8 protein-coding genes are annotated in these 22,206 nt (G+C 71.0%); 7 read left to right on the top strand and 1 reads right to left on the bottom strand.

What is annotated here, in order from left to right:
• Nucleotides 1–143: 143 nt before the first annotated feature.
• Nucleotides 144–6,296, top strand: coding sequence for an AAA domain-containing protein (locus tag OHS71_RS05710; protein WP_328477443.1), 6,153 nt, complete (start codon nt 144–146; stop codon nt 6,294–6,296).
• A 106-nt stretch (nt 6,297–6,402) separates the two neighbouring features.
• Here OHS71_RS05710 and OHS71_RS05705 read toward each other — a convergent pair whose 3' ends face one another.
• Entirely contained in the window at nt 6,403–8,574 is a 2,172-nt protein-coding gene (locus tag OHS71_RS05705; RefSeq protein WP_328477441.1) for a UvrD-helicase domain-containing protein, read from the bottom strand.
• A gap of 182 nt (nt 8,575–8,756) precedes the next feature.
• Here OHS71_RS05705 and drmA point away from each other — a divergent pair, with 182 nt between their 5' ends.
• The 6 genes from drmA to OHS71_RS05675 all read left to right on the top strand — a co-directional run bounded on the left by drmA (nt 8,757) and on the right by OHS71_RS05675 (nt 22,173).
• Nucleotides 8,757–12,590: a DISARM system helicase DrmA gene (drmA, locus tag OHS71_RS05700; RefSeq protein WP_328477439.1), complete on the top strand. Its 3,834-nt coding sequence runs from the start codon at nt 8,757–8,759 to the stop codon at nt 12,588–12,590.
• Nucleotides 12,587–14,482 carry a DUF1998 domain-containing protein gene (locus OHS71_RS05695; RefSeq protein WP_328477437.1) on the top strand — a complete coding sequence of 632 codons (1,896 nt, stop codon included), beginning with the start codon at nt 12,587–12,589 and terminating at the stop codon, nt 14,480–14,482. The genes drmA and OHS71_RS05695 overlap by 4 nt, the downstream gene beginning before the upstream one ends.
• Nucleotides 14,479–15,258 (top strand): DISARM system phospholipase D-like protein DrmC, encoded by a 780-nt coding sequence (gene drmC / locus OHS71_RS05690; protein WP_328477435.1) that lies wholly within the window; start codon nt 14,479–14,481, stop codon nt 15,256–15,258. Before OHS71_RS05695 ends, drmC begins: the two co-directional genes overlap by 4 nt.
• Before the next feature lie 289 nt (nt 15,259–15,547).
• A complete protein-coding gene (locus tag OHS71_RS05685) occupies nt 15,548–15,985 on the top strand; it encodes a hypothetical protein (protein ID WP_328477433.1) in 438 nt (145 codons plus the stop codon).
• A complete protein-coding gene (locus OHS71_RS05680) occupies nt 15,982–18,849 on the top strand; it encodes a tetratricopeptide repeat protein (RefSeq protein WP_328477431.1) in 2,868 nt (955 codons plus the stop codon). The genes OHS71_RS05685 and OHS71_RS05680 overlap by 4 nt, the downstream gene beginning before the upstream one ends.
• A gap of 45 nt (nt 18,850–18,894) precedes the next feature.
• Nucleotides 18,895–22,173: a DEAD/DEAH box helicase gene (locus tag OHS71_RS05675; RefSeq protein WP_328484404.1), complete on the top strand. Its 3,279-nt coding sequence runs from the start codon at nt 18,895–18,897 to the stop codon at nt 22,171–22,173.
• Nucleotides 22,174–22,206: the final 33 nt, after the last annotated feature.

The raw sequence follows: 22,206 nt of genomic DNA, 5'->3' as shown, positions 1-22,206 counted from the left end.
TGCTGCTACGCTCGCGATGTGTGCTCAGTTCACACCAGAGTTCGTGCGCCGGGGGGCGCCTTGTGATCGGGCTCGTGGTGGGCGGGGCGAGATGACCGGACGGGCCACCGGATGGCCCTCAGGAGCAGTGGTGGGGTGGGCGTGTGAGTCAGGATGAGCGCGGGCTGGGCGAAGGTCTGCGACCGGTCGGTTCCGTCTACCAGTACGACGACGGCCTGTATGTGCGGGTGGGCGACGTCGTGCCCCACGTGCTGGCGGACGCCGAGGACAGTCACGGGTACCGGCAGGGTGACGACCTGGTGCGGTGCACGCTCTCCCTGAGTAACGGCACCGGGCGGCCGTTCGAGCTCGACGGCGTCACCCTGCTGGTGCGGGGAGGGCCGTACGGCAAGACGGGCCGTCAGGTGCAGGACTACCGCAGTGATGTCATCGACGACGCCCTCGAGGGGACCCTGCGCGCCGGGCGCAGGGTCTCCGTCACCTGGGCCTACAGCATTCCGGCCGGCACCGCCGGTGACCTGGACATCGAGGTCCGCTTCCCGTCGCGCGACCGGGGGAGCGTCACGTTCGGCACGGCGTCTGCCGCCGCCACGGTGGCCGGCGAGCGCCCCGTACCGATGGCGTACGACCAGTCCGTACTGTTCGGTGAGCGGCAGCAGTCGCTGTTCGCGGAGCCGGACGAGGCCCGGGAGCCCGTGACCGGGGCCGGGCGCGCAGCTCCTGCCGCGAGGGACCAGCGCACGAGCGCGCCCGCAGCGGACGGCCGGCACGCGAGCGCCCCGGTCGCGGACCGCCGGCGCACGACTCAACCGGCAAGGAGCGACAAGCACACGACCACTCCGGCCGCGCCCGACGTCGTCCCGGCCCAGCCGACCGGCCCGGGGAGTCGGACCGCCCGGTCGCTGGCCCCGGAAATCTCCGCCGACAGCCTGGACGGCGCTCGGGTCCGGCAGATCTTCCGGTTTCTCGCCGAGGCCGAGGAGTCGAAGACGCGTCCCGTGCGCACGCTCGACGGGGCGGCCGGCGCCGTGTGGTTCGACGAGTTGCCGGACGACGACGGAGTCGAGGTGATGATCGACGGCGCTCTCCTGGGGGACGACCCGGCCTGGCTGACCGTCGCCCGCCCCGAACGCGAGGATGCGCCGCACCTCAAGCCTCTCCTCGCGCCCTGGGTGGACGACACCCGTATCCGTGACTTCAAGGAGCCTCGCGCCCCGCACCTGCGCCGTCGCATCGACCCCGAGTTCCCCGACTGGTCCCAGGGGATCCCGCTCGACAAGACGTACCACGAGTTGGACGAACACCCCCAGCGGGAGAAGATCGAGAAGCTGTATGGCGCCTGGGAACAGGAATGGCTCGCCTGGGCGGAACGGCGCCGTGCGATCGACCCCCTGGTCAGGCTGTACGACCGCCTGCACAAGATGCACGAGGACGCGGCCAACCTCGGTGAGGCGTACGAACTCGTGCTCGGGCTGGGCCGGCTCACCTGGCAGACGACCGCCGGACAGCGGGTGGAACGGCACCTCATCACGCACCGTGCCACGCTCCGGCTCGACCCGTCCACCGGCACGCTCACCGCCGCGCCCGACCCCACCGGCGCGGGCCTCGAACTCGAAGAAGGCATGCTCGAAGGGGCCCAGCACGTGCCGGGCGCCGTGCGCGAGACGATCGTCGAGGTGCTGGAAGGCGCCTTGGACGTGACCGACCCCGAACACCTGGACGCCGTGCACACCGCCCTGCGCAGCTGGGTCAACGCAGCCCACAGCGCCGGAAGTTACGTGCCGACCGTCGAGCGCGCCAAGCCGCGCAGCCTCGACGTCCCGCAGGTGGGGCTCACCCCCGCACTCGTCCTGCGTGAGCGCAGCCGCCGCTCCACCATGGACGCCCTCAAAGCCATCGCCCGCCAGATCGACGCGGGCACTCCGCCCACCGCACTGCTCAGCTACATCGCCGGCCGGGACGGCGCGCTGACCGCGGCCGACCTCGCGGCCGCGGAGGACGACGGGACGGCGCAGAGCGGCGACGAGATGTACTTCGCGCTGCCCGCCAACGAGGAGCAGCGCACGATCGCCGAACGCCTGCGCGCCAACCGGCTCGTCGTCGTCCAGGGACCGCCCGGCACCGGCAAGACGCACACCATCGCCAACCTGGTCACCGACCTGCTCGCCCAGGGCAAGCGCGTTCTCATCACCAGCCACACCCCGCGCGCCCTGCGCGTCCTGCGGGACAAGCTGCCCGAGTCCGTCCGGGACCTGTGCGTGAGCCGCACCGAGGACGGCGCGGCCGCCCAGCGGGAGCTGGAGGCGTCCGTGCAGCGGATCCTCGGCGAGTACGCGGGCTACGACGAGAAGGCCTCCCGCAAGGGGATCCGCACCCTCCAGACACGCCTCGCCCAGGCCCGCGCCGCCCAGCAGGCCATGCTGCGCGACCTCGCCGCACTGCGCGAACAGGAGACCCACCGCTTCGAGGCAGAGATCGGCGACTACAGCGGCAGCCTGCAGGAGATCGCCGAGCGACTCACCGCCGAGGCGGAACGGCACGACTGGCTCGGCCCGGTCCCGCAGGAACAGCCCGCCCTGAGCGCCGACGAGGTCCTGCGCCTGCTGCACACCACCCGCGCGTACACCCCGCACCACCAGGCCCTCGCGGCCGAGGTGCCCGGCCCCTCCGAACTGCCGGGCCCGGGCGACTTCGAGCAGGCCGTACGCACCGTACGGTCGGCCGAGGAAGCGCATACGGCCGCGCGCCAGGACCCGCTGTGCGCGGAGCACGACACAGCCGTCAGGAGCCTCGGCGAGGGCGAACAGCAGCGGCTGTCCTCGGCGCTCGACGCGTTCTCCACCGCCCGCGCCCGCGCCACGGCTCTCACCGCCGCGGCCGGGGACTGGGCCGCGACGTTCCTGAGGCAGGTGACGGAGGGGCAGGACTGGCAGGCACGCAGCCGGCGGACCGCCGTCATCGAAACCCTGGCGGCCGTCGACAGCTCGCTCGCCGTCCTGGGCACGTCCATGGTCAGCGGCCTGGAACAGTACGACCCGGCCACGGCGCTCGCCCAGGTCACCGCACTGCACGACGGTCTCGGTCAGGGACAGAAGCTGCGCGGCCCCCTCGGGATGCGCTCCAAGCTGGCGAAGACGGCCGGCGCGTTCGCGGAGCAGGTACGGGTCGACGGCCGGGCGCCGGAAGACGTCCCCACGTCGGCCGTCGTCCTCGCCCGCGTCCAGCTGGAACTGCGCCTGGCCCAGGTGGAGTCCGAGTGGGGCACGCCCGTCGCCCCCTGGCAGGGACACGGTCCGCGCCTCGCGCGGCTGCGGCAGGACGCGGAGGTACTCGACGCGCTGCTCACCGTCGCCGCCGCCCGCACCGACGTCCTGACCGCCGCGGCCACCTCCCCGGCGCTCGCGGTCGCCGTCTGGCACGACCCGTCGGTCGAGAACGCCATACGCACCCTGCTGCGCGCGTCGACCACCCTGCGCGCGGCCGAACAGTCACGCAAGCTCATCGCGGACACCGAGGAACTGCTGCGCGCCTGGGGCGACCGCCCCGCGGTGGCGCCCGCCGTGGTGCGCGCACTCGGCACCGTCCGCGACCGTGACCCCGACGGCTACCGCGCGTTCAGCGACGAGATGGCCGAGGTACGCGAGGCCGCCCGGCTGCGAGCCGAGCAGGACGTGGCGCTCGCTCGTGTCCGCGAGGCGTTCCCGGCCCTCGCTGACCGGATCACCGCCACACACGAGGACAGCGCCTGGGACGCCCGACTGCCCTCGCTCGCCGAGGCCTGGGCCTGGTCCGCGTGGCGCGACCGCATGGAGCGGCTGACCGACCCCGAGGCCGAGCGAACCCTGCGCCGGCGGCTGACGGAGGCCGACGACGAAGCTCGCATCATGCTCGCGCGGCTCGCCGCCGCCCGCGCCTGGCACCGCTGCCTCGGACTGCTCACCGGCGACCAGTCCCGGGCACTCAGCGCGTACCAGCAGGCCGCCCGCCGCATCAAGGGCAAGTACCAGCACCGCTACCGGCGCGACGCACAGGCCGCCCTGCGCAAGGCGCAGACGGCGGTGCCGGCCTGGATCATGCCGCTGCACCAGGTCGCCGAGACCGTACCCATGGACAGGCCGGGTCTCTTCGACGTCGTCATCGTCGACGAGGCCAGCCAGTCCGGCCTGGAGGCCATGCTGCTGAGCTGGCTCGCCGACCGAATGGTCGTCGTCGGCGACAGCAAGCAGGTCAGTCCGTCCAACGTCGGCCTCAAACAGGACGAGTACTTCCACCTCAGGGACCGCCTGCTCACCGCGCTGGAACCGGACGTCCGCAGCCTGTTCGGCCCGGAGTCCAGCTTCTTCGACCTCACGGAAGCCCTCTCGGCGGGCCGCGGCACGCTCATGCTCAAGGAGCACTTCCGGTGCATGCCGGAGATCATCTCCTTCTCCAACGACCTCTGCTACAACCGTGATCTGCTGCCCCTGCGGCAGTACGGCGCCGACCGGCTGCCCCCGGTGCGCACCGTGTACGTCGAGACCGGCGAAGCTGTCGGCGCCAACGCCCGGCTGACCAACGCCGCCGAGGCCGAGGCCCTCGTCGACGCGATCGTGCGCTGCTGCGCCGACCCCGCCTACGACGGCAAGACCATGGGCGTCGTCAGCCTGCGCGCGAGCAAGGGACACCTGACGGAACTGGAGAACCTGCTCGCCGAGCGCCTCGACTACGAGCAGCGCGAGGAGCGCCGCATCCGGGTCGGCGACGCCGAGGACTTCCAGGGCGACGAGCGGCACGTCATGTTCATCTCGTTCGTCAACTCGGCGACCACGGCCGCCGGAGCGGTCCCGGGCGGCTTCAACGGCAAGACCTACGAGCAGCGCATCAACGTGGCGGCCTCGCGTGCCCAGGACCAGGTGTGGGTGTTCCACAGCGCGCGGGCCGAACAGTTCCACGAGAATGATCTGCGCCGCCGATGGCTCGACCACCTGACCCGTCCCGCGGAGGAGGACGTCGTCGCGGTCGAGGGCGAGCTCCTGCCCGACGTCCGGCACGAAGCGTTCGACAGCCTGTTCCAGCAGAAGGTGTACCTGGAACTGACGGCACGGGGCCACCGGGTCCGTCCGGGGTACAAGGTGGGCCGCCACACGATCGACCTGGTCGTGGAGGGCGGAACGCGTCGCCTCGCGGTCGCCTGCGACGGCGACGCCTTCGCCGAGGGCGAGGACGCCGACACCGCGGCCGCCAGACAGCGCGACCTGGAACGCGTCGACTGGACCTTCGTCCGGATCCGCGGCAGTCGCTTCCACCTCGACCGCGAGCAGGCGCTGGCCCCGCTGTGGGCCGAGCTGGATCGGCTGGGCATCGAACCGGGCGGGCGGGAGCCGGAGGTCTCCGGTTCCGCCGACGACGTCGCGCCCAGCGGGACGGAGCCGACCGGTGAGGCGGAGGCCGGCGGTGATGCGGTCGAGACCGCCGATGTGGCCTTGGCGGGGGCCGGGGCGGCTGCTGCGGTCGGTGACGGCGGGCCGTCCGAGCCGCGAGGCGCATCGAGTCATGAGCTGGGGAGCCGGGACAGGGCGCGACCGCAGGTGCCGACCGGGACCGCGGCCGCTCTGGGTGCGGTGCCCGCGCCCAGGGCCACGGACCCGCGCGAGTCCCTGACTGGTCCGGCCCGACGGGCGACGCCTGCTCCGACGCGGCCGCGTGGCATGACCGCGGACGGCGGGGCTGCTCCCGCACGGGCGGCCGGGGCGGCGGCACCTGCCGCACGGCCGACCGGTCCAGCCCGCTCGGCAGGGCACGTCGTACGGTCCGAGGGCGAGGCGCAGTCGGCGACCCCAGGGCCGACGGCGCCGAGCCCCCTGCCCGTGCGGGAGATCCCCGCCGCGGCCTTCCAGCGGCTGGTGCGTGAGGTGCAGCAACTCCAGGCGGCAGTCGACGCTCCCCACGAGAGCCCCGAAGGAGCGGACGCGGCCCAGTTGGTCTTCCTCAGGAAGACCCAGGCAGAGCAGCGCGACCGGCGCACCAAGCGCCTCGCCTTCTTGCGGACCTTCCTCGACTCCGTGGGCGTCGGGCGGGAAGGAGCTGTCCCCGATGTCGTGATTCCAGGCGCCCTGCTCCGCCTGGAGTTCGACGGGCAGGTGGACGACGACACTCTGTACACGATCGCCGAACTGCCCACCGAGGAGGCGGACATCGTCTCTCCGTCCTCTCCGCTCGGCCACGCGCTGACCTGGCAGCCAACGGGACGCGAGATCTCGTACGACGCGTCCCAGGGCAGGCCGCGCACGGTCGTCGTGCGGGAGATCCGCGTCTGATCTTGGCCACGGCAATGTGACGAGGCGGGCCCTGTCCCAGGGGCCCGCCTTCGGTTCGCGGGGGGAAGGGCCCGGTTGCGGATCGCGGGGACAGGACCGGTGCGGCTCAGCCGGCGACCGGGTCCAGCATGCGGCTGCGCTCACCGCTCCAGGAGATCGCCAGCGCGTCGCGCGCCCGCGTACAGGCCACGAAGAGCAGACAGTGCTCGGCCAGAAGATCCGAACGGTGCTGCACGGCGTCCTCGTCGGCGGGCGTCACCTGCGGAGCGAACGGCAGCACGTGGGACGTCACGCCGACGACAGCCACACAACGGAACTCCAGCCCTTTCATGGCATGCATCGTCGCCACGCGCACACCCGACACGGACGGCCCCGGGTCGTCCTTGACAGCGACGGCGGGAACACCCTCCCTGCGCAGGCGGGCGATGACAGCGTCGACCAGCGTGTTGAACCGGGCGCACACCGCTACTTCGGACGGCTTCACACCGTCCTGGTCGACCCATGTGCGGATTTGCTCCACCAGTGCGCGCAGTTCGTCGTCCTGGCTGGCATGGCCACGAGCCACCGGAACGCGGCCGTGCAGTTCGGAACGGTAGCCCCGCAGCGAGTCCTGGCCGCCGTCGTCCTCGTCGTCCTCACCGAGTCGGCCCACCGGCTGACCGTCCAGGAGGGACGCGGACCAGCGCAGAATCTCCTCCGTGCTGCGGTAGTTGAGGCGCAGCCGGGACGTCCGTCCCCGCACGTTGACGCCCAGGGACCGCAGCGAGACCCGGGAGTCGTAGATGCGCTGATGGGGATCGCCGACGAGGAACAGGTCGTCGGCCTGCTCGGCCACGCAGGCACGCAGCACCCGCCACTGGGCCGGGTGCAGATCCTGTGCCTCGTCCACCACGACGTGGCGGTAGCGCGGCCCCTGATCGGCCAGAATCCGGGCGGCCTGGTCGCACACCATCGTGTACGTCGCGCAGTCGCGCGAGGCCAGGTCACCCGTGAACCGCTCCATGACCCGCCACAACCGGGCCCGTTGCACCCGCCCTACCTGTGTGCCGCGCCCCCTGCGCACACATCGCAGGTAGTCCTCAGGCGTCCGCAGTCCCTGAGCCAGGACGACGTTGCGGAACTCCTGGGACAGGAAGCGCTCCGACCAGGGGAGGTCCTCGCGCGCGGCGGCACGGGCCCACGCGCTCTTCTCCGCCGCCGCCGACAGCGGTTTCGGCGAGCTGCCCCGGGCTTCCCGGATGACCCTGGCGGCCAGCGAGTCCACCGTCGTGACGTCGACACGGTCGAGCAGGTGCGTGTCCGCGTCGCCGAGCAGGAGGGCCAGGCTGTCCCGCAGGGCGGCCGCCATGGCGTTGGTGAAGGTGGCGAGCAGGATCCGGTCCTCCTTGCGTCCGGTGCGCAGCAGGTGCCGTACCCGGTGCAGGGCGACGACCGTCTTGCCGGTGCCGGGACCGCCCGTCACCTGAGCCGGTCCGTTGAAGCCCGCGTGGTAGGCGTACCGGCGCTGGGCGGGGTGCAGGAAGACGCGCCAGCGGATGAAGTCCTCGGTGAGGATCCTCTCCAGCTCGCCGGGGCCGGTGACCTCCACGATGCGGTCGGGCGTGTTGAGGATCGCCTGGCTGAGCGTGACGGCCGGTCGGTCCTCCGCCGTGCGCACCGTCTGCCCGCGCGGGGCGATCACTTGCTCCCAGACGTCCTGGGGCGAGTAGTCGGCCGCCAGGTATTCCAGTACCTCGTACTGGTCGGCAGGCATCATGGGGGGCGCCATGACCGTCAGGTCGTCGGCGGTGACGCACACGCGCGCCAGTCGCAGGACCTGCTCGTCGATGCCGAGGTCACGCAGCACGGTGTCGGAGTGGTGCGCGAAGAGCCGGGCCGGGGTCTGGACCGCCTTCGTCTCGAAGTAGGTCTCCATCTGCTCGAGTGCCTCGACATTGCGGACCTCCAGGCCTCCGGTGGCGCCGTTGACCGAATAGGCGCGCTTGCAGGCCCAGTTGATCGCCTCGTCGTGGGGTGCCACCCTGAGGAGGGTGAACAACTCGCTGCCGTCGTCCGGGGCGAGGAGAACCCCCCGGTAGAACCTGGTGACCCGGATCGTACGGATCCGGGGGTCGCGCGCCCGCTCGAGCTTCTCCAGATGCATTCCCTTGCTGGCGTGGAGCTGAGGCACGGTCAGGCTCCGGAACATCTGGATCGCGTCGTTGACCTCCTTCTGGACAGGCCTCTGCAGAGAGATCAGATCCGCGACGAAGTCATCGGAGAGGGCGAGACGGGGCATGGGAGTCCTCGGGTCGCGGACGGGCTGGTGGGCGGGCACCAGCCTAGAGACTGACGGAATGCAGAGCGAGGGACCCCCCGTATTCGTTGTGTGAACTGAGTCAACGGGTCTATATTTCTCGTGCTGTCACACCACCGGTGCACATCCGTGCTCCAACGGCCCTGTCCGGAAGGACCCACCGCATGCCGGCCCAGCCTGCCCAGGCCGCTGTTCCGCATCCGCTCGACGAAGTTCCCCAGACGTTCCGTGCCGGGGACTCCTACGCCGTGCGGGATGCACTCGTGCACTACATCCGCCGGGATCTGCTGGGCCCCTGGGACGGTGAGACGGAAACCCTGCCGAGTGCCTCCTCCGGTCCCCGTGACCGGTACCTGGTCGGCATGCTCGGCCCGCGCCCCCAGGCCGTCACCGCGGACCGGATCGCCCGTGCGGCCGCCCAGGGCGCGGACGGCGAGTCGGGTGACGAGCAGGAAGGTGACGACAGCGACCTGCAGGACCGGTTGAGTCCCCAGGCTGCCGGACACATCTGGGCATCCTCCATGGGACTGTCCTTCACCGCGCCGGCCTCCGTCGGTACGCTCAGCGCTACCGTCCGCTGGGGTCGCTACACCCAGTCGGACGAGGCCACCGAGCGGGGGACGACGCGTCGGGCCTGGTCACGTGATCAGGTCGAGCGTCTGGTGGACATCGACGTGACCGACGGTGCGGACCGCACCGTTCAACTCGACGGCGACACCGTCGTCCTCGACGTGCAGGTACGGCGGCACACGGGCCGCGCGGGCGCCGAGGACCTGCGCATAGTCGAACTGGCATTGGTGAACCGGCAGCCGGACAGCGCGGACGCACGCGACGCGCACTGGCTCTTCCAGACCGAGATCGACGTCACCGCCTTTCCCGACGACCAGGCTGCCGTCTTCCTGCCGGTCGACGACCCCCTCGAGCCGGCGAGTCACGACAACGCGCCCGAGGACGCCGAGGAGCGGCGACTGCGCCTGCTTTATCGGGACAGTCTCAGCCACGCCAATGGCCGCAACGTCGCCGTTCACGCACACGTTCGCGACGGAGAGCGCAACGCGCACCGCCTGACCACCGTCTGGCTTCCTGAGTACGACGTCAGGGCGACCACCGCGCCGGCACTCGAAGAGCAGGACCTCCTCCAGGGACTGGAGCTGGGCATGGACGAGCTGGCGGCACTTGCCGTGCCCGACCGCCGGGCCGAACTCAGCGCCGCTCTGGCCCCGTTGGCCGACGGGTACGGCACGTGGCTGGAACAGCAGCGCCGCAGTTCCGCCTCACTCCCCGAGGACCTGCGAGAAGCGGCCGAGACCGCCATCGAGCAGGCGCTGGAGGTCTGCGACCGCATCACCCTCGGCATCGACAGGCTCGTGGCCGACGAGACGGCCCTGATGGCCTTCCGGTTCGCCAACCGGGCCATGGCCCTGCAGCGCCGCAACACGGCCATCGCGACCGCCCGCGCCGGCCGCGAGAACGATTCCCGCTCCTACCAAGAGGCCTACGACGAGGTACACGGCAAGGGCAAGGCGGCAGCCAGCTGGCGTCCGTTCCAGCTCGCCTTCGTCCTGCTGAACCTCGACTCCCTCACCCAGCCCGGACACCCGCACCGTGGTACCGGCCGTGAAGCCCTCGTCGATCTGCTCTTCTTCCCGACCGGTGGCGGCAAGACCGAGGCGTATCTCGGACTCGCCGCCTACACCTTCGCCCTGAGACGGCTCCAGGGGACCATCGGCTCGGGAGCGGACGCCCGCAGCGGTGAGGCGGGCGTGGGCGTTCTCATGCGGTACACCCTGCGGCTGCTGACCGCTCAGCAGTTCCAGCGGGCCGCCGCCCTGGTGAGTGCCTGCGAAGTACTGCGCCGCGAGGAGTTCGCGCGGGACCGGCGCTGGGGACCTACCCCGTTCCGGATCGGGCTCTGGGTTGGCACTTCCGTCTCACCGAACTGGTTCGACGAGGCCAAGGAACAGATCGCCGAAGCCAAGGAGAACGCCAGCGACAAGCATGCCCGGGTCCTGCAAGTCCTCACCTGCCCCTGGTGCGGCAGCGGGCTGACCGCCCGCTCGAACATGGAGTACGACGAAGGGCGCCGCAGGGTGCTGCTGTACTGTCCTCGCGGCGAGGGGGAGGATCGCTGCCCCTTCTCCCGCCGCGAGGCGCTCGGCGAGGGCATCCCCGTGCTCACCGTCGACGAGGAGATCTACCGGCTGGCCCCCTCGCTGCTGATCGCCACGGTCGACAAGTTCGCCCAGCTCCCGTGGAACGGCTACTCGGGCCTGCTGTTCGGCAGGGTCACCGAGCTGTGTCCCCGCCACGGCTACCGCCATGACGACCTGGATGCCAAGACCGGCTGCGGTGGACGCCACAACGCCAGGGGCGACCTGCCCGGCGTCACCGCCCAGCCCGTCACTCGCCTGCGACCTCCGGACCTGATCATCCAGGACGAGTTGCATCTGATCTCCGGAGCCCTCGGTACCACCGTGGGCCTCTTCGAGGCGGCCGTCGACCAGTTGTGCACCTGGAGCTTCACCGACGTGCACGGAGGACGTCACGAAGCCGGCCCCAAGATCGTCGCCTCCACCGCGACCACCAAGCGGGCCGCCGACCAGGTGCTCGGTGTCTTCGGCCGCAAGGTCGCCGTCTTCCCTCCCCAGGTGCTCGACGTCGGCGACACCTTCTTCTCCCGGCAGGTGGAACTGAGCCGGGAGAATCCCGGCCGCCGCTACCTCGGCGTTTGTGCGCACGGCACCCGTCTCAAGGCCGCCGAGATCCGCGTCGCGGAGATTCTGCTGCTCGCGGCGCAGCAGCTCTTCGACGACTACGGCAGGCCGGCGGACCCATACATGACGCTCGTCGGCTACTTCAACGCGACCCGTGAACTCGCCGGTATGCGGCGGTACATGGACGACGACATCACCACCCGAGTGCGGTCCAACGGCAGCCGCAAGGGCCAGGACACGCTGTCCGACCGCATCGTCAGCAGAGCCGGGATGCTCAGCATCCAGGAACTGACCTCGCGCATCTCCTCCTCGGACATCGGCGCGGCCCTGAAGCGGCTGGAGATCGAGTTCGACCCCGAGCGGGACACCTCGGTGCGCAGGCGAGCCTTCCTGCGCGAGTACGCCACCGCCATGAAGGACAAGCGCGAACCCCGCGCGTCCATGACGCCGTTCCTTCGGCAGGCCGTCGACGTCGTCCTCGCGACCTCCATGCTGCAGGTCGGCGTCGACGTCTCCCGCTTCGGCCTGATGCTCGTCGTGGGCCAGCCCAAGAACACGGCCGAGTACATCCAGGCGTCCTCACGGGTCGGCCGCGACGCCGCCCGCCCGGGCCTGGTGGTGACCCTCTACAACTGGTCACGCCCCCGCGACCTCGCCCACTACGAGGACTTCGAGCACTATCACGCGACGTTCTACCGTCAGGTGGAAGCGCTGTCGGTGACCCCGTACACCCGCCGCGCGCTCGACCGCGGCGTCGCCGCCACCTATGTCGCCGCGCTGCGCCACGCTGTCTACGACTCTTCCCGCAACCTCGACGCCCACGACGTCGACCTCGACGGTCCGGTCGCACAGGAGGTCGAACGGCGGCTTCTTGAACGCGCCGAACGGGTGGGGCGCGACCGGGCCCGCGAGTACCTGAGCGAACGTCTGGACCGGCTCAAGGACGAATGGCGCCGCAAACGCGACGAGAGCAGTTCGGCCCTCGCCTACCGCAAGGAGAAGCACAAGACGACCGTCGTGAACGGCCTGCTGCGCCGGGCGGACGGATCCCGGTGGACCGAGCTGACCGTCGGCATGTCGATGCGCGAGACGGAGAACGAGATCAACCTGCTCCTCCCCGGCGGCGGCGCCTTCCTGGAAGAACCCTCGGGCGACGGCCCCGACTGGACGTTCGGCGCCTCCGGCGGGACCGAGTCCGACACCGACCCGGACACGACGAGCACCGTGGACAGCGACGAATACGGCCCCGTCACGGCCGACACGGTCAGGAAGGCACAGCGATGAGCAGCCAGGGCAGCAACCGCAGGGTCGGCGCCGTACGGCCCAGCCACCTCATGTTCACCGCCGGAGTCGGAGCCCTCGTCGACCTGCCCAACTTCTCCGTCCTGATCCGGGGAATCGACTCCTGGAGTCACTCCGGTGTCACCGACTACGACATCGACGAACCCCGGCTGCGTGCCGCCGTCAACCGGTCGCTCCAGCGCTACGGGCGCGGCCAGGTCGAGCAGTTGCGTGCCGCTCCCTGGCTGGAGGGCGCCGACGCGGACCCGAAGGGGTGGGCGGCACAGGGGGTCGGCGTACCCGTCACGCCCTTCCCGCAGTGGCTGCGCTGCACCGCGTGCAATGTGCTGGCCGCGATCGACTCGGGCGAGTTCGCCTTCGTCAACGCCAACCCACGGACGCCGCACGAGGCGAAGTTCGTCCACGACTGCAAGCGGGGGAAGCCGCTGGCCGTTGCGGCCCGTTTCACCCTCGTCTGCACCGCCGGCCATCTCGACGAGTTTCCGTACACCACGTACGTGCACCGTGGGCAGGCCTGCGGCAAGACACCGCGCCCGAAGCTGCGCATGAAGGACCATGGCGGCAACCAGGCTGCCAACGTCACCATCGAATGCGTCGCCTGCGGCGTGAAGCGCAACATCCGGGAAGCCATGGGCGAACGAGGCCGGCGTAACCTGCCCAGGTGCCGTGGAAGGCATCCGCATCTCGGCACCTACGAGACGAACGGCTGCGACCAGGAGCCGGTCCTGATGGTGGCGGGCGCGTCCAACCAGTGGTTCCCGCTCACCCTCAGCGCCCTTGCACTGCCCAAGGCGCAGGGTGGAGACATCGGCAAGCTCCTGGACGACCACTGGCCCGATCTCGAACTGATCGAGGACCGAGGCCAGTTCGACTTCATGGCGCGCATGCCCAAGTTCACCTTCCTCAAGGAGTTCGACGCCGACGCGGTGGTCGCGGCGATCGCGGCCCGCAAGCAGGGAACCCCCGGGTCGGCCCCCTCCGCCCCCGACGTCCAGGCGGATCTCTTCGGACCTGAATGGGACGCGCTCTCCGGTCCCGTTCCCACTCCGAGCGACGATTTCGCACTCCGGCAGATGCCCGTGCCGACCCGTCTGAGCGAGCTTTTCGCCGATATCAGGCAGGTTGAGCGGCTGCGTGAGGCACGAGCGCTGATCGGGTTCACCCGGCTCGACGCGCCCGACCCCGAATCGCCGGAGATCGCCACGCGCGTCGAGCTGTCCCGTGGGATCCGTAACTGGGTACCGGCCAGTGAGGTGCGCGGCGAGGGCGTCTTCTTGCGCGTGCGGGACGATCTGATGGCCGAGTGGAGCGCCCGTATGGAGAAGTCACCGCAGATGGAGGCGCACAGACAGGCGTACGCACGGTTCCGCGCCAACCGGAAGTCGGACCGCAAGACCAGCGACTTCGACCCCTACTACGGTTGGCCCGGAGCGCGGTACATCGCGCTGCACACACTCTCCCACCTGCTGATCCGCACCATCGCTCTGGAGTGCGGCTACAACTCCGCCTCGCTCGCCGAGCGGATCTACGCCGGTGACGAACAGGATCCAAGGACCGGCATTCTCATCTACACGGCCGTCCCGGACTCCGAGGGCACCTTGGGAGGACTCGTGTCCCTTGCCGAGGAGCGGGAGTTCGATCGGATCGTGCGCCGGGCCCTGACCGATGCCCGCCACTGTTCGGCCGACCCGCTCTGCGCCGAGCGCCTGCCACAGGACCCGGCCGACTTCCTCCACGGAGCCGCGTGCCACGTCTGTCTGTTCGTATCGGAGACCACGTGCGAACGCGGCAACCGGTTCCTGGACCGTCGGTTCCTCGTTCCGCTGACCGGGGACAAGGATCCGGTGCTTACCCCGGTCGGTCTGCTGCCGTGAGCCGACCCGCCTTCGAGGGCGCTGCCGAGACGGCCGTCGCGGCCCTCGGCCTCTCGCGCAGCAAGGACCTCGCAGGCCTGCTCGCCCAAGGGCGCACCAGGGAACGGATACTCACTGAGCTGGCGACACCAGGAGTCAGCGCGGCTGTCGCGGCGCTCTACGACGCCATGGAGTCGGAGTCGGTGCCTGCCTCCGAGGCGGCTGCCTACGTGCGAGGCTTTGTCGCCGCCCGGCGGCAGGCCCGGGACACGGTCCGGGTCCGCACCGTGTGGAGTGGCCCTTCGACACCGGCCGTACCGGTGCGTGCCACAGCCCAGGTGCTGGTCGAGGTCATCAGCGAGGCGCAGCATGAACTGCTGGCGATGACGTACGCGGCTCGTCCGTATCCAGCGCTGACGAAGGCTCTGACAGAGGCGGCGGCCAGGGGCGTCCAGACGCACGTCGTGGTCGAAACGCTGGCCGGCGCAGGGGGCCTGCTGTCGGGGAGTGAACCGGCCGAAGCGTTCGCATCCGTGCCTGGCCTGCTGCTGTGGGCGTGGGCACGGGATCCGGCCGAACTGGGCCGCTCGCGCCAGCACGCCAAGCTGGCGGTCGCCGACCGTCGCACTCTCTTGCTCGGCAGTGCCAACCTGACCGAGTCCGCTGCGCGACGCAACATCGAGGCGGGCGTGCTGGTGACCGGCGGTGAAGCACCGCGCCGCACGGCAGAGCACATCGTCGAACTACAGCGCCTCGGCATACTCAGGCCTCTCCCGTCACACGAAGCTCGCGGCTGATCACGGAACCCTTTGGGGCCTGGCGGGAAAGGCTCGCAGAGTTTCCTTCTTTGTCCCCGTTGAGGGCACCCATCACTTCCAGGCCGAGGCCGAGGCCGATTTGGTTCTGTGGCCCGGCGAGACGGCGAGCCGGTCGGTGGTGGGTTCGAGCCGGTTGCTCCCATAGAGCACGTCTCGCTGGTCGGCGGCGCCGGAGAGGAAACGCGGCTGCCCGGTGCGGAACGGGATCAGGGGGAGGGGACAATGTCCGTGCAGGGTAACGTCGTTGGGGTACGGGGAGAGGGACAGGATGCTGGAGGAACTTGTTCTGGTCGGGGGAACCACGGTCGTCGCGGCCATGGCCACCGACTCGTGGACGGTCGCGCGCGGCGGAGTCGCACGGCTGTTCCGTCGCCGCGGAGAGGACCAGCAGACCGCCATCGAGGCGCAGCTCGACCACAACGAGGCACTCGTTGCGCGGGCCGGCGACGCCGAGCGGGTACGCCAGAGCCTGCTCCCGTTGTGGATGCTGGAGCTGGAATCGCTCCTGGGCGAGTACCCGGACGCCGCGGACGAACTGCGTGAGCTGACCGAGGAGATCAAGAAGCGGCTGCCCGAGACGCGGCAGCCCCAGGTGCAGAACAACGTGGCCAAGGACAACGGGCAGGTCTTCGCGGCGCTGGGCGGCAATGTCATTGTCCACCCTGCGCCTCCCGGACAGGCGGGAGGCGCAGGAGCCGCCCGGTGAGTCGGCCCGGAGCCGGGCCACGGCAGACGGTCCGAGTCGACGGCGGGTTCGGCTACGGTGTCATCGGCGCCGACCTGCACGTCTTTCCCGACCGGGGCCCGGTCTACCTGCTCTCCCGGTATCGGCCCGCTCCGGGCCCGGCCTCCGCCCCCTCAATCGGCGAGAGGGACACGGCCGGAACCGCCTCCCAGCCCAGTCGGTTCCTCAATGCCCGCTTCCAGGTCGTGGATTTCACCGGTCGGGCCGAGGAACGGACGGAGCTGGCCGCATGGCGGGACGGTGACGGCCCACGCGCCGCCCTCTGGCTGCACGGAGCCGGCGGCCAGGGCAAGACCCGGTTGGCGGCCCAGTTCGCGGCCGACAGCGCGTCAAAGGGCTGGAAGGTCGTCTCGGCTACCCACGGCGCCGGTACGGTCCACCCGCACCCAGGGAGCCAGGACCTGCGGCTCGACGGCGCCGCGGGGCTCCTCCTGGTCGTCGACTACGCCGACCGCTGGCCCCTCTCGCATCTGACATGGCTGTTCAGTAACAAGCTGCTGGACGGGGCCCTGCCGACCCGGCTGCTGTTGCTGGCCCGGTCCATCGCCCCCTGGCCCGCCGTACGCTCCGCGCTGGAGGACACCGGGACAGAGACGGGCGACCTCGTACTGCGACCGCTCGATGAACGCCGCGGTGGACTCGACGCCCGCCGAGCCATGTTCACCGTCGCCCGCGACTGCTTCGCCGCGCAGTACGGTCTCGCCGACCCGAACGCCCTCGCCGTACCTGGCTATCTGGACCGGCCGGACTTCGGCCTGGTTCTGGCGCTGCACATGGCAGCGCTGGTGGCCGTCGACGCCCACGTTCGCGGCGGCAGCCCGCCGAAGGACATGGCGGGCCTGTCCGCATATCTGCTCGACCGCGAACGCAGGCATTGGACCCGGCTCCACGAACTCCGTCTGGAGGGCCTGGAGTACGAGACCCCGCCCGGCGCCATGAGCCAGGTGGTGTTCACCGCCGCGCTCACCGGCGCGACCACGCACCACGACGGCACGGCCCTGCTCGGCGGCCTCGGCATGGAGCGCCCCGCGCGGCTCCTGGCCGATCACGCCACCTGCTATCCGCCCGAGGAGCCCGGCGCGGTCCTCGAACCCCTCTACCCCGACCGGCTCGCCGAAGACTTCCTCGCCCTGGCCCTCCCCGGCCACGACACGAGCGGCTACCCCACGGCTCCCTGGGCGCCGGATCTCATCGGCACGCTCGTCGCCCGCGACCCGGACGGCTCGCCGCCCGCTCATCTGGCCCGTGCTCTGACCTTCCTGGCCTCCACGGCGGCACCGCACCGCTGGCCGCACGCCGTCCGGTACCTGGAAACCCTGCTGCGCGCGGACCCGGCCCTGGCCGTCGCCGCCGGCGGCGCTGCCCTGACCGCGCTGGCCGCGGTCGACCTCGACACCGAGGTCCTGGAGGCGGTCGACGCGCACTTCCCCCACCGCGGACAGACGGATCTAGATGCCGGCATCGCCGCGGTCACCGAGCGCCTCGCCGAACGCCACCTCGCCACCACCCAGGACTCCTCCGTGCACGCCCGGCTGTACCAGAACCTCGGGTTCCGGCTGGAGAGGGCGGGTCACCGGGAGGACGCGGTGGCCGCGGCCGAGAAGGCGGTCGCTCTCCTGCGGAAACTCGCCGCCGTCGACGCTGCCACGTACGAGCCTGCGCTCGCCATGGCTCTGGCCCAACTGAGCGAGCGTGCTCATTCGGCTGACCGCACGGAGGCGAGCCGCCACGCCGCCGAAGAGGCCGTTGGTCTCTTCCGAAGACTGGCGGACGCCGACCCCACAGCGCACGAACCCGGACTCGCCCTGTCGCTTTCCCACCTAGGCGTGAACCTGTCCGAGGCCCGGGATCCCGAGGCGGCCCTCGCCGTGACCCAGCGGGCGATGGGAATCTTCCAGAGGCTGGCGGCCACCGACCCCGAGACCTACGGGGCCGGCCTGGCCGTGACCCTGGTCAACGAGGCCGTTCTGTGCCGGCAGCAGCGTCGGTGGTCGGACGCCCGGACAGCTGCCGAACGGGCGGTCGCGCTCATCCGGCGCCTGGTGGCAGCCGGACCCACGGTGTCCACGTCCGAGCTCGACCGGTCCGTCGCGGTCGACGAGTCCGACCTGGCGACGGCCCTGTCCGTTCTTGGGCTGCTGCTGTGGGGCGCACGCCGCCGCGACGACTCCCTGACCGCCCTGCGGGAGGCAGCGGACATCAGATGCCGGCTGGCGACGGCCAACCCCACCGCCCATGAACACGCTCTGGCCGATGACCTCTCCTCCCTCGGCACCTACCTCGCGCAGAGCGGCCGTGCCGAGGAGGCGCTGGCCGTGACCGCGCAGAGCGTGGAGATCTACCAGCGCCTCGCGTCGCAGAACTCCGGGGCGTTCGAGAAGCCACTGCGCACGGCGCACGAGGCATACCGGACGCTGCGCGAGAGGCTGAGCGGAACTGCCCCAGAAACCGACAGGACCTGGACCCTGGAGGAGCACTATGTGGCGCTCCTCAACCAGGACGAGGTCTGGCAGGACGCCCAGGACCGCCGCCATCGTCTGGACGACATGGACCCCCGCTACAGCGGCAACGTGCTGCGGTTCCTGCTCCAGCGGGCCGATGTCCTCTTCGAGGAACTGTTGGACGGGCTCGGCGCCTCCCCCGAGTCGCTCGGCCTACGGGCCGGTGAGACTGCCGAGACCTGGCTAGCCCGGCAGCCGCTCGCCGTCGCCCTGCGCCGCCGCTCGGAGGGCGAGCCGGCCCGACCGGCACTCTGCCATTGCGGGTACGCCGTTCAGCCCGACTGGAATCATGATCATTGCTATCCCGGCATCATCGTCGACTGAACAGCGCCGCCGACCGGGTGGACGAGGGGGAGACTCGTGGGGGATATGGCCGAACTCGGTCTGACGGTCGTGGAGGCCGTACGGGAGCGCTGGGACGTTGTCCTGCCCGCCGACGGTCCCATCGCCCGTTTCGCCGAGCCCGGTTGGACCTACGAGGAGGAGGTGGCACGCCCCTGCCCCGAGTGCGACGGCCGGATGCACTCGCTGCGCAGACCGTACGAGTCGGCGGGGAAGGTCTACCGCTACGTGGCCGTCGTCTGCCCGGTCTGCCCGGCGGCTTATACCCTCGCTGACCTGGGCGTAAAGACCTACGAAAAGCTGTGCGCGCAGCCCGGCGCGGCGAAGTCGGGTGGGGCGGAGCCCGGTGAGGCGAACGAGTCCGGTGCCGTGTCCCCGGCGCGGGCGTCTCGCCGGACGGCCGCGGTGGGCCCGACGGGGACGCGTGTCAGGGTGACAGCACGGCCGAACTCGGCAGGGGCGTCCGAAGGGACACGGGGCTTCGAAAGATTCCTCGGCCCGTGCCCTACCGGGCCGGGCGTCACCATCAGCGTGGTCGCGGCTTCTCCCGTACCTGCCTGGCCGACGGATCTGCCGATGCCCACCGAGCCGGAGAAGCGCCGCCTGTTCTGGTGCAAGGTCACCGACCCTGCCTGGCGGCCGCCCGAGGGGGCGGTGACGGCGGCCGATGACATCCGGATCATTCTGCCCGAGGGCCCCGCCTTCGAAGAACTGCGCGCCCACCTGGCCGGACGGGGCATTCCGTTCCGCAGCGTCCGGCACTGGGCGGAGGACGAACAGGTCGGCACGGTGGGCGAGTTCGGCAGTCCCACGGATCTGGTGGCCCACCCCGCCCACGCGTTCGCGGGGCTGGGTTCCCGCATGCCGCCCACGCCCGTCGCGGGACCCGGGGCGCACGCCGCCCGGGACGCGTTCGAGGCCCAGTGGGACGCCCTGGCGGATCTGCCGGAAGCCGACGAGGCCTCGTACATGCCGGTCACCGATCTTGTCCCCGAGGACTGGGCCCGGCTGTTGCCGCACCCCACCTTCAACCCGGCCCAGGCCGACGCCGTTCCCGCCCTGCTGGAGGGCGACGGCCACGTGATGGTCGTCGCCCCGACCGGCGCGGGCAAGACACCCATCGGCATGGTGGCCGCGCTGCGCGCCCATGCGCAGGGCCGCAAGGCCGCCTGGCTGGTCCCTCAGCGGTCGCTCACCGACGAACTCGACCGCGAACTGGAGAACTGGCGGCGGCACGGCATCGGGGTCGTCCGGCTCACGGGCGAATACGCGACCGACACCGAACTCGTCCGCGAGGCCGACATCTGGGTCGCCACCACCGAGAAGTTCGAGGCGATCTGTCGAAACGGGTCGCTGGGCGGTGTCCTTGCCGAGGTCGGCTGCCTGGTCGTCGACGAGATCCACCTGCTCGGGGATCCGGCGCGGGGCGCCGTGCTCGAAGCTGTCCTCACGCGGGTACGCGAGGACAGTGCCCAGACCCGCATCGTCGGACTATCGGCGACCGTGGCCAACGCCGACGAGGTCGCCGACTGGCTGGGTGCCCGTCTGATCCGTACGTCATGGCGGCCGACCCGGCTGACCTGGCAGATCCCCCTGCTGCCCGCCGCACGCGACGGCGAACGCTCCATGCGGTCCACCGCTGCCCGGACCTCCGCCGCCGTGCGGCTGGTCCGGACCGTGACCGACGAGGACGGCAGCGTGCTCGTCTTCTGCAGCAGCAAACGCGGAGTGCGTGCGACGGCACTAGCCATCGCCGCGGACCGCGGGGCCCAAACACGCGGCGTCGACGCGGACGACACAGAACTCGTCGAGCGGCTGTGCGCCAGCGCCGGCGTCGGACTGCACTACCGCGACTGGCCGTACAAGCGCGAGGCCGAAAAGTCGTTCCGGGCCCGTGAGACCGACGTCCTGGTCGCCACCTCCACCGTAGCGGCCGGGGTGAACCTCCCAGCACGCGCCGTCGTCGTGCGCGACGGGCGCCTTGGCCAGAATCGGATCGAGGTGTCCATGGTGCAGCAGATGTTCGGCCGCGCCGGACGGGTCGGCGCGGGGGAGCGGGAGGGCTGGGCCTATCTGCTGGCGGACGAGACGGAACGCCCCGTGTGGCAGGCGCGGCTGACCGTCGGCTACACCGTTCGTTCGCGTATCGGTGACCGGCTGCCCGACCATCTGCTGGCCGAAGCGGTGCAGGGACGCGTGACCTCGCTGGAGGAGGCGGAGGACTGGTGGACCGACACATTCGCCTTCCATCAGGGGCACGACAGTGTCGAGCCGCTCCATGACGCCGTGGTCTATCTGGAGCAGGCCGGCTTCCTGCGCCGGCATGCCGGACCCAGGGGCGACACGTTCCTGGAACCGACCGAACTGGGTACGCTGACCAGCCGCTTCATGGTGGACGCCGTCCTGTCGTACGACCTGTCCGAAGCGGTACGCGACCTGCCCGTACCGGAGGACCCCGACCACGCCGAACAGGCACTGACGAGGCTGTTGGCCACCCGACTGCCGGAACTGGCGGAGGCCGCGTTCAGCGACCGCGCCCGTGCCACCCTGCGCAGGGTACTGCGCCACCAGGGTCGGACGGAGCAGCTGGAGAGCGATCAGGAACCACCGGACAAGGACGAAGGACTGCTGCCAGGAGACCTGGCCCACGCGGTGCTGCTGCTGGTCGCCACCAGCCCCCAGGTGTTCGCCGCGCGGGGAGGGTATGTGCTCGGCATCCCGGCCGAGAGCCTGACGGCCGTCCTCGACGAGGCGCAGCGCTATCTGGCCTGGCTGGGTACCCAGGGAGAGCTGGGCACCGTTCACCCCTGGGCGGCCGTCGTGGCCGCCGACCTCGCCGAACGCATTCGCTGGCGCGCCCTCGGCCCTGCTCGGGGCGCCGGACGGCTGCTCTGGATGTGCGGCCGGATGGCCACACCGCAGCTGGCACCGCGTCTCGTACCGCGCATGTGGCGCGCGGCGCGCGATCGCGGTATCGGTGCCCCCGACTGGACGGGCACCACACCGCCTCGCGACAGTGCGATCACACCGGCGCGATACCAGGCCCTGCTGGAGCAGCGCGTCACCGGAACCGTCCTCACCCGGCACTCCGGCTCATTGCGCGTGGAAGCCCCGCACGGCGCGGTGATCTGCCTCTGGGACGGCGCGACGACGATTCGGTACGTCTCCGACGGCACCCCTGCCGTACTCGACTACCCGCCGGGCGATCCCGATGACTCTTCGAGAGGCCGACGAGGGGGCGCGGTCTTCACGCGCGGCGACCGCCACGCCGCAGGGTGGCTCGCGCCCTACAACGGGTACTCCTGACAACGGGTTCCACAAAGGGACTTCCGAGCACCG

This window comes from Streptomyces sp. NBC_00377, assembly GCF_036075115.1.
Taxonomy (GTDB): domain Bacteria; phylum Actinomycetota; class Actinomycetes; order Streptomycetales; family Streptomycetaceae; genus Streptomyces.
This window is presented reverse-complemented; position numbering and strand designations above follow the sequence as displayed.

Excerpts from the sequence above, each read along its gene's own strand:
- OHS71_RS05705 (WP_328477441.1), bottom strand. The coding sequence starts at position 8,574 with ATGCCCCGTCTCGCCCTCTCCGATGACTTCGTCGCGGATCTGATCTCT.
- drmA (WP_328477439.1), top strand. The coding sequence starts at position 8,757 with ATGCCGGCCCAGCCTGCCCAGGCCGCTGTTCCGCATCCGCTCGACGAA.
- OHS71_RS05695 (WP_328477437.1), top strand. The coding sequence starts at position 12,587 with ATGAGCAGCCAGGGCAGCAACCGCAGGGTCGGCGCCGTACGGCCCAGC.
- OHS71_RS05685 (WP_328477433.1), top strand. The coding sequence starts at position 15,548 with ATGCTGGAGGAACTTGTTCTGGTCGGGGGAACCACGGTCGTCGCGGCC.
- OHS71_RS05675 (WP_328484404.1), top strand. The coding sequence starts at position 18,895 with ATGGCCGAACTCGGTCTGACGGTCGTGGAGGCCGTACGGGAGCGCTGG.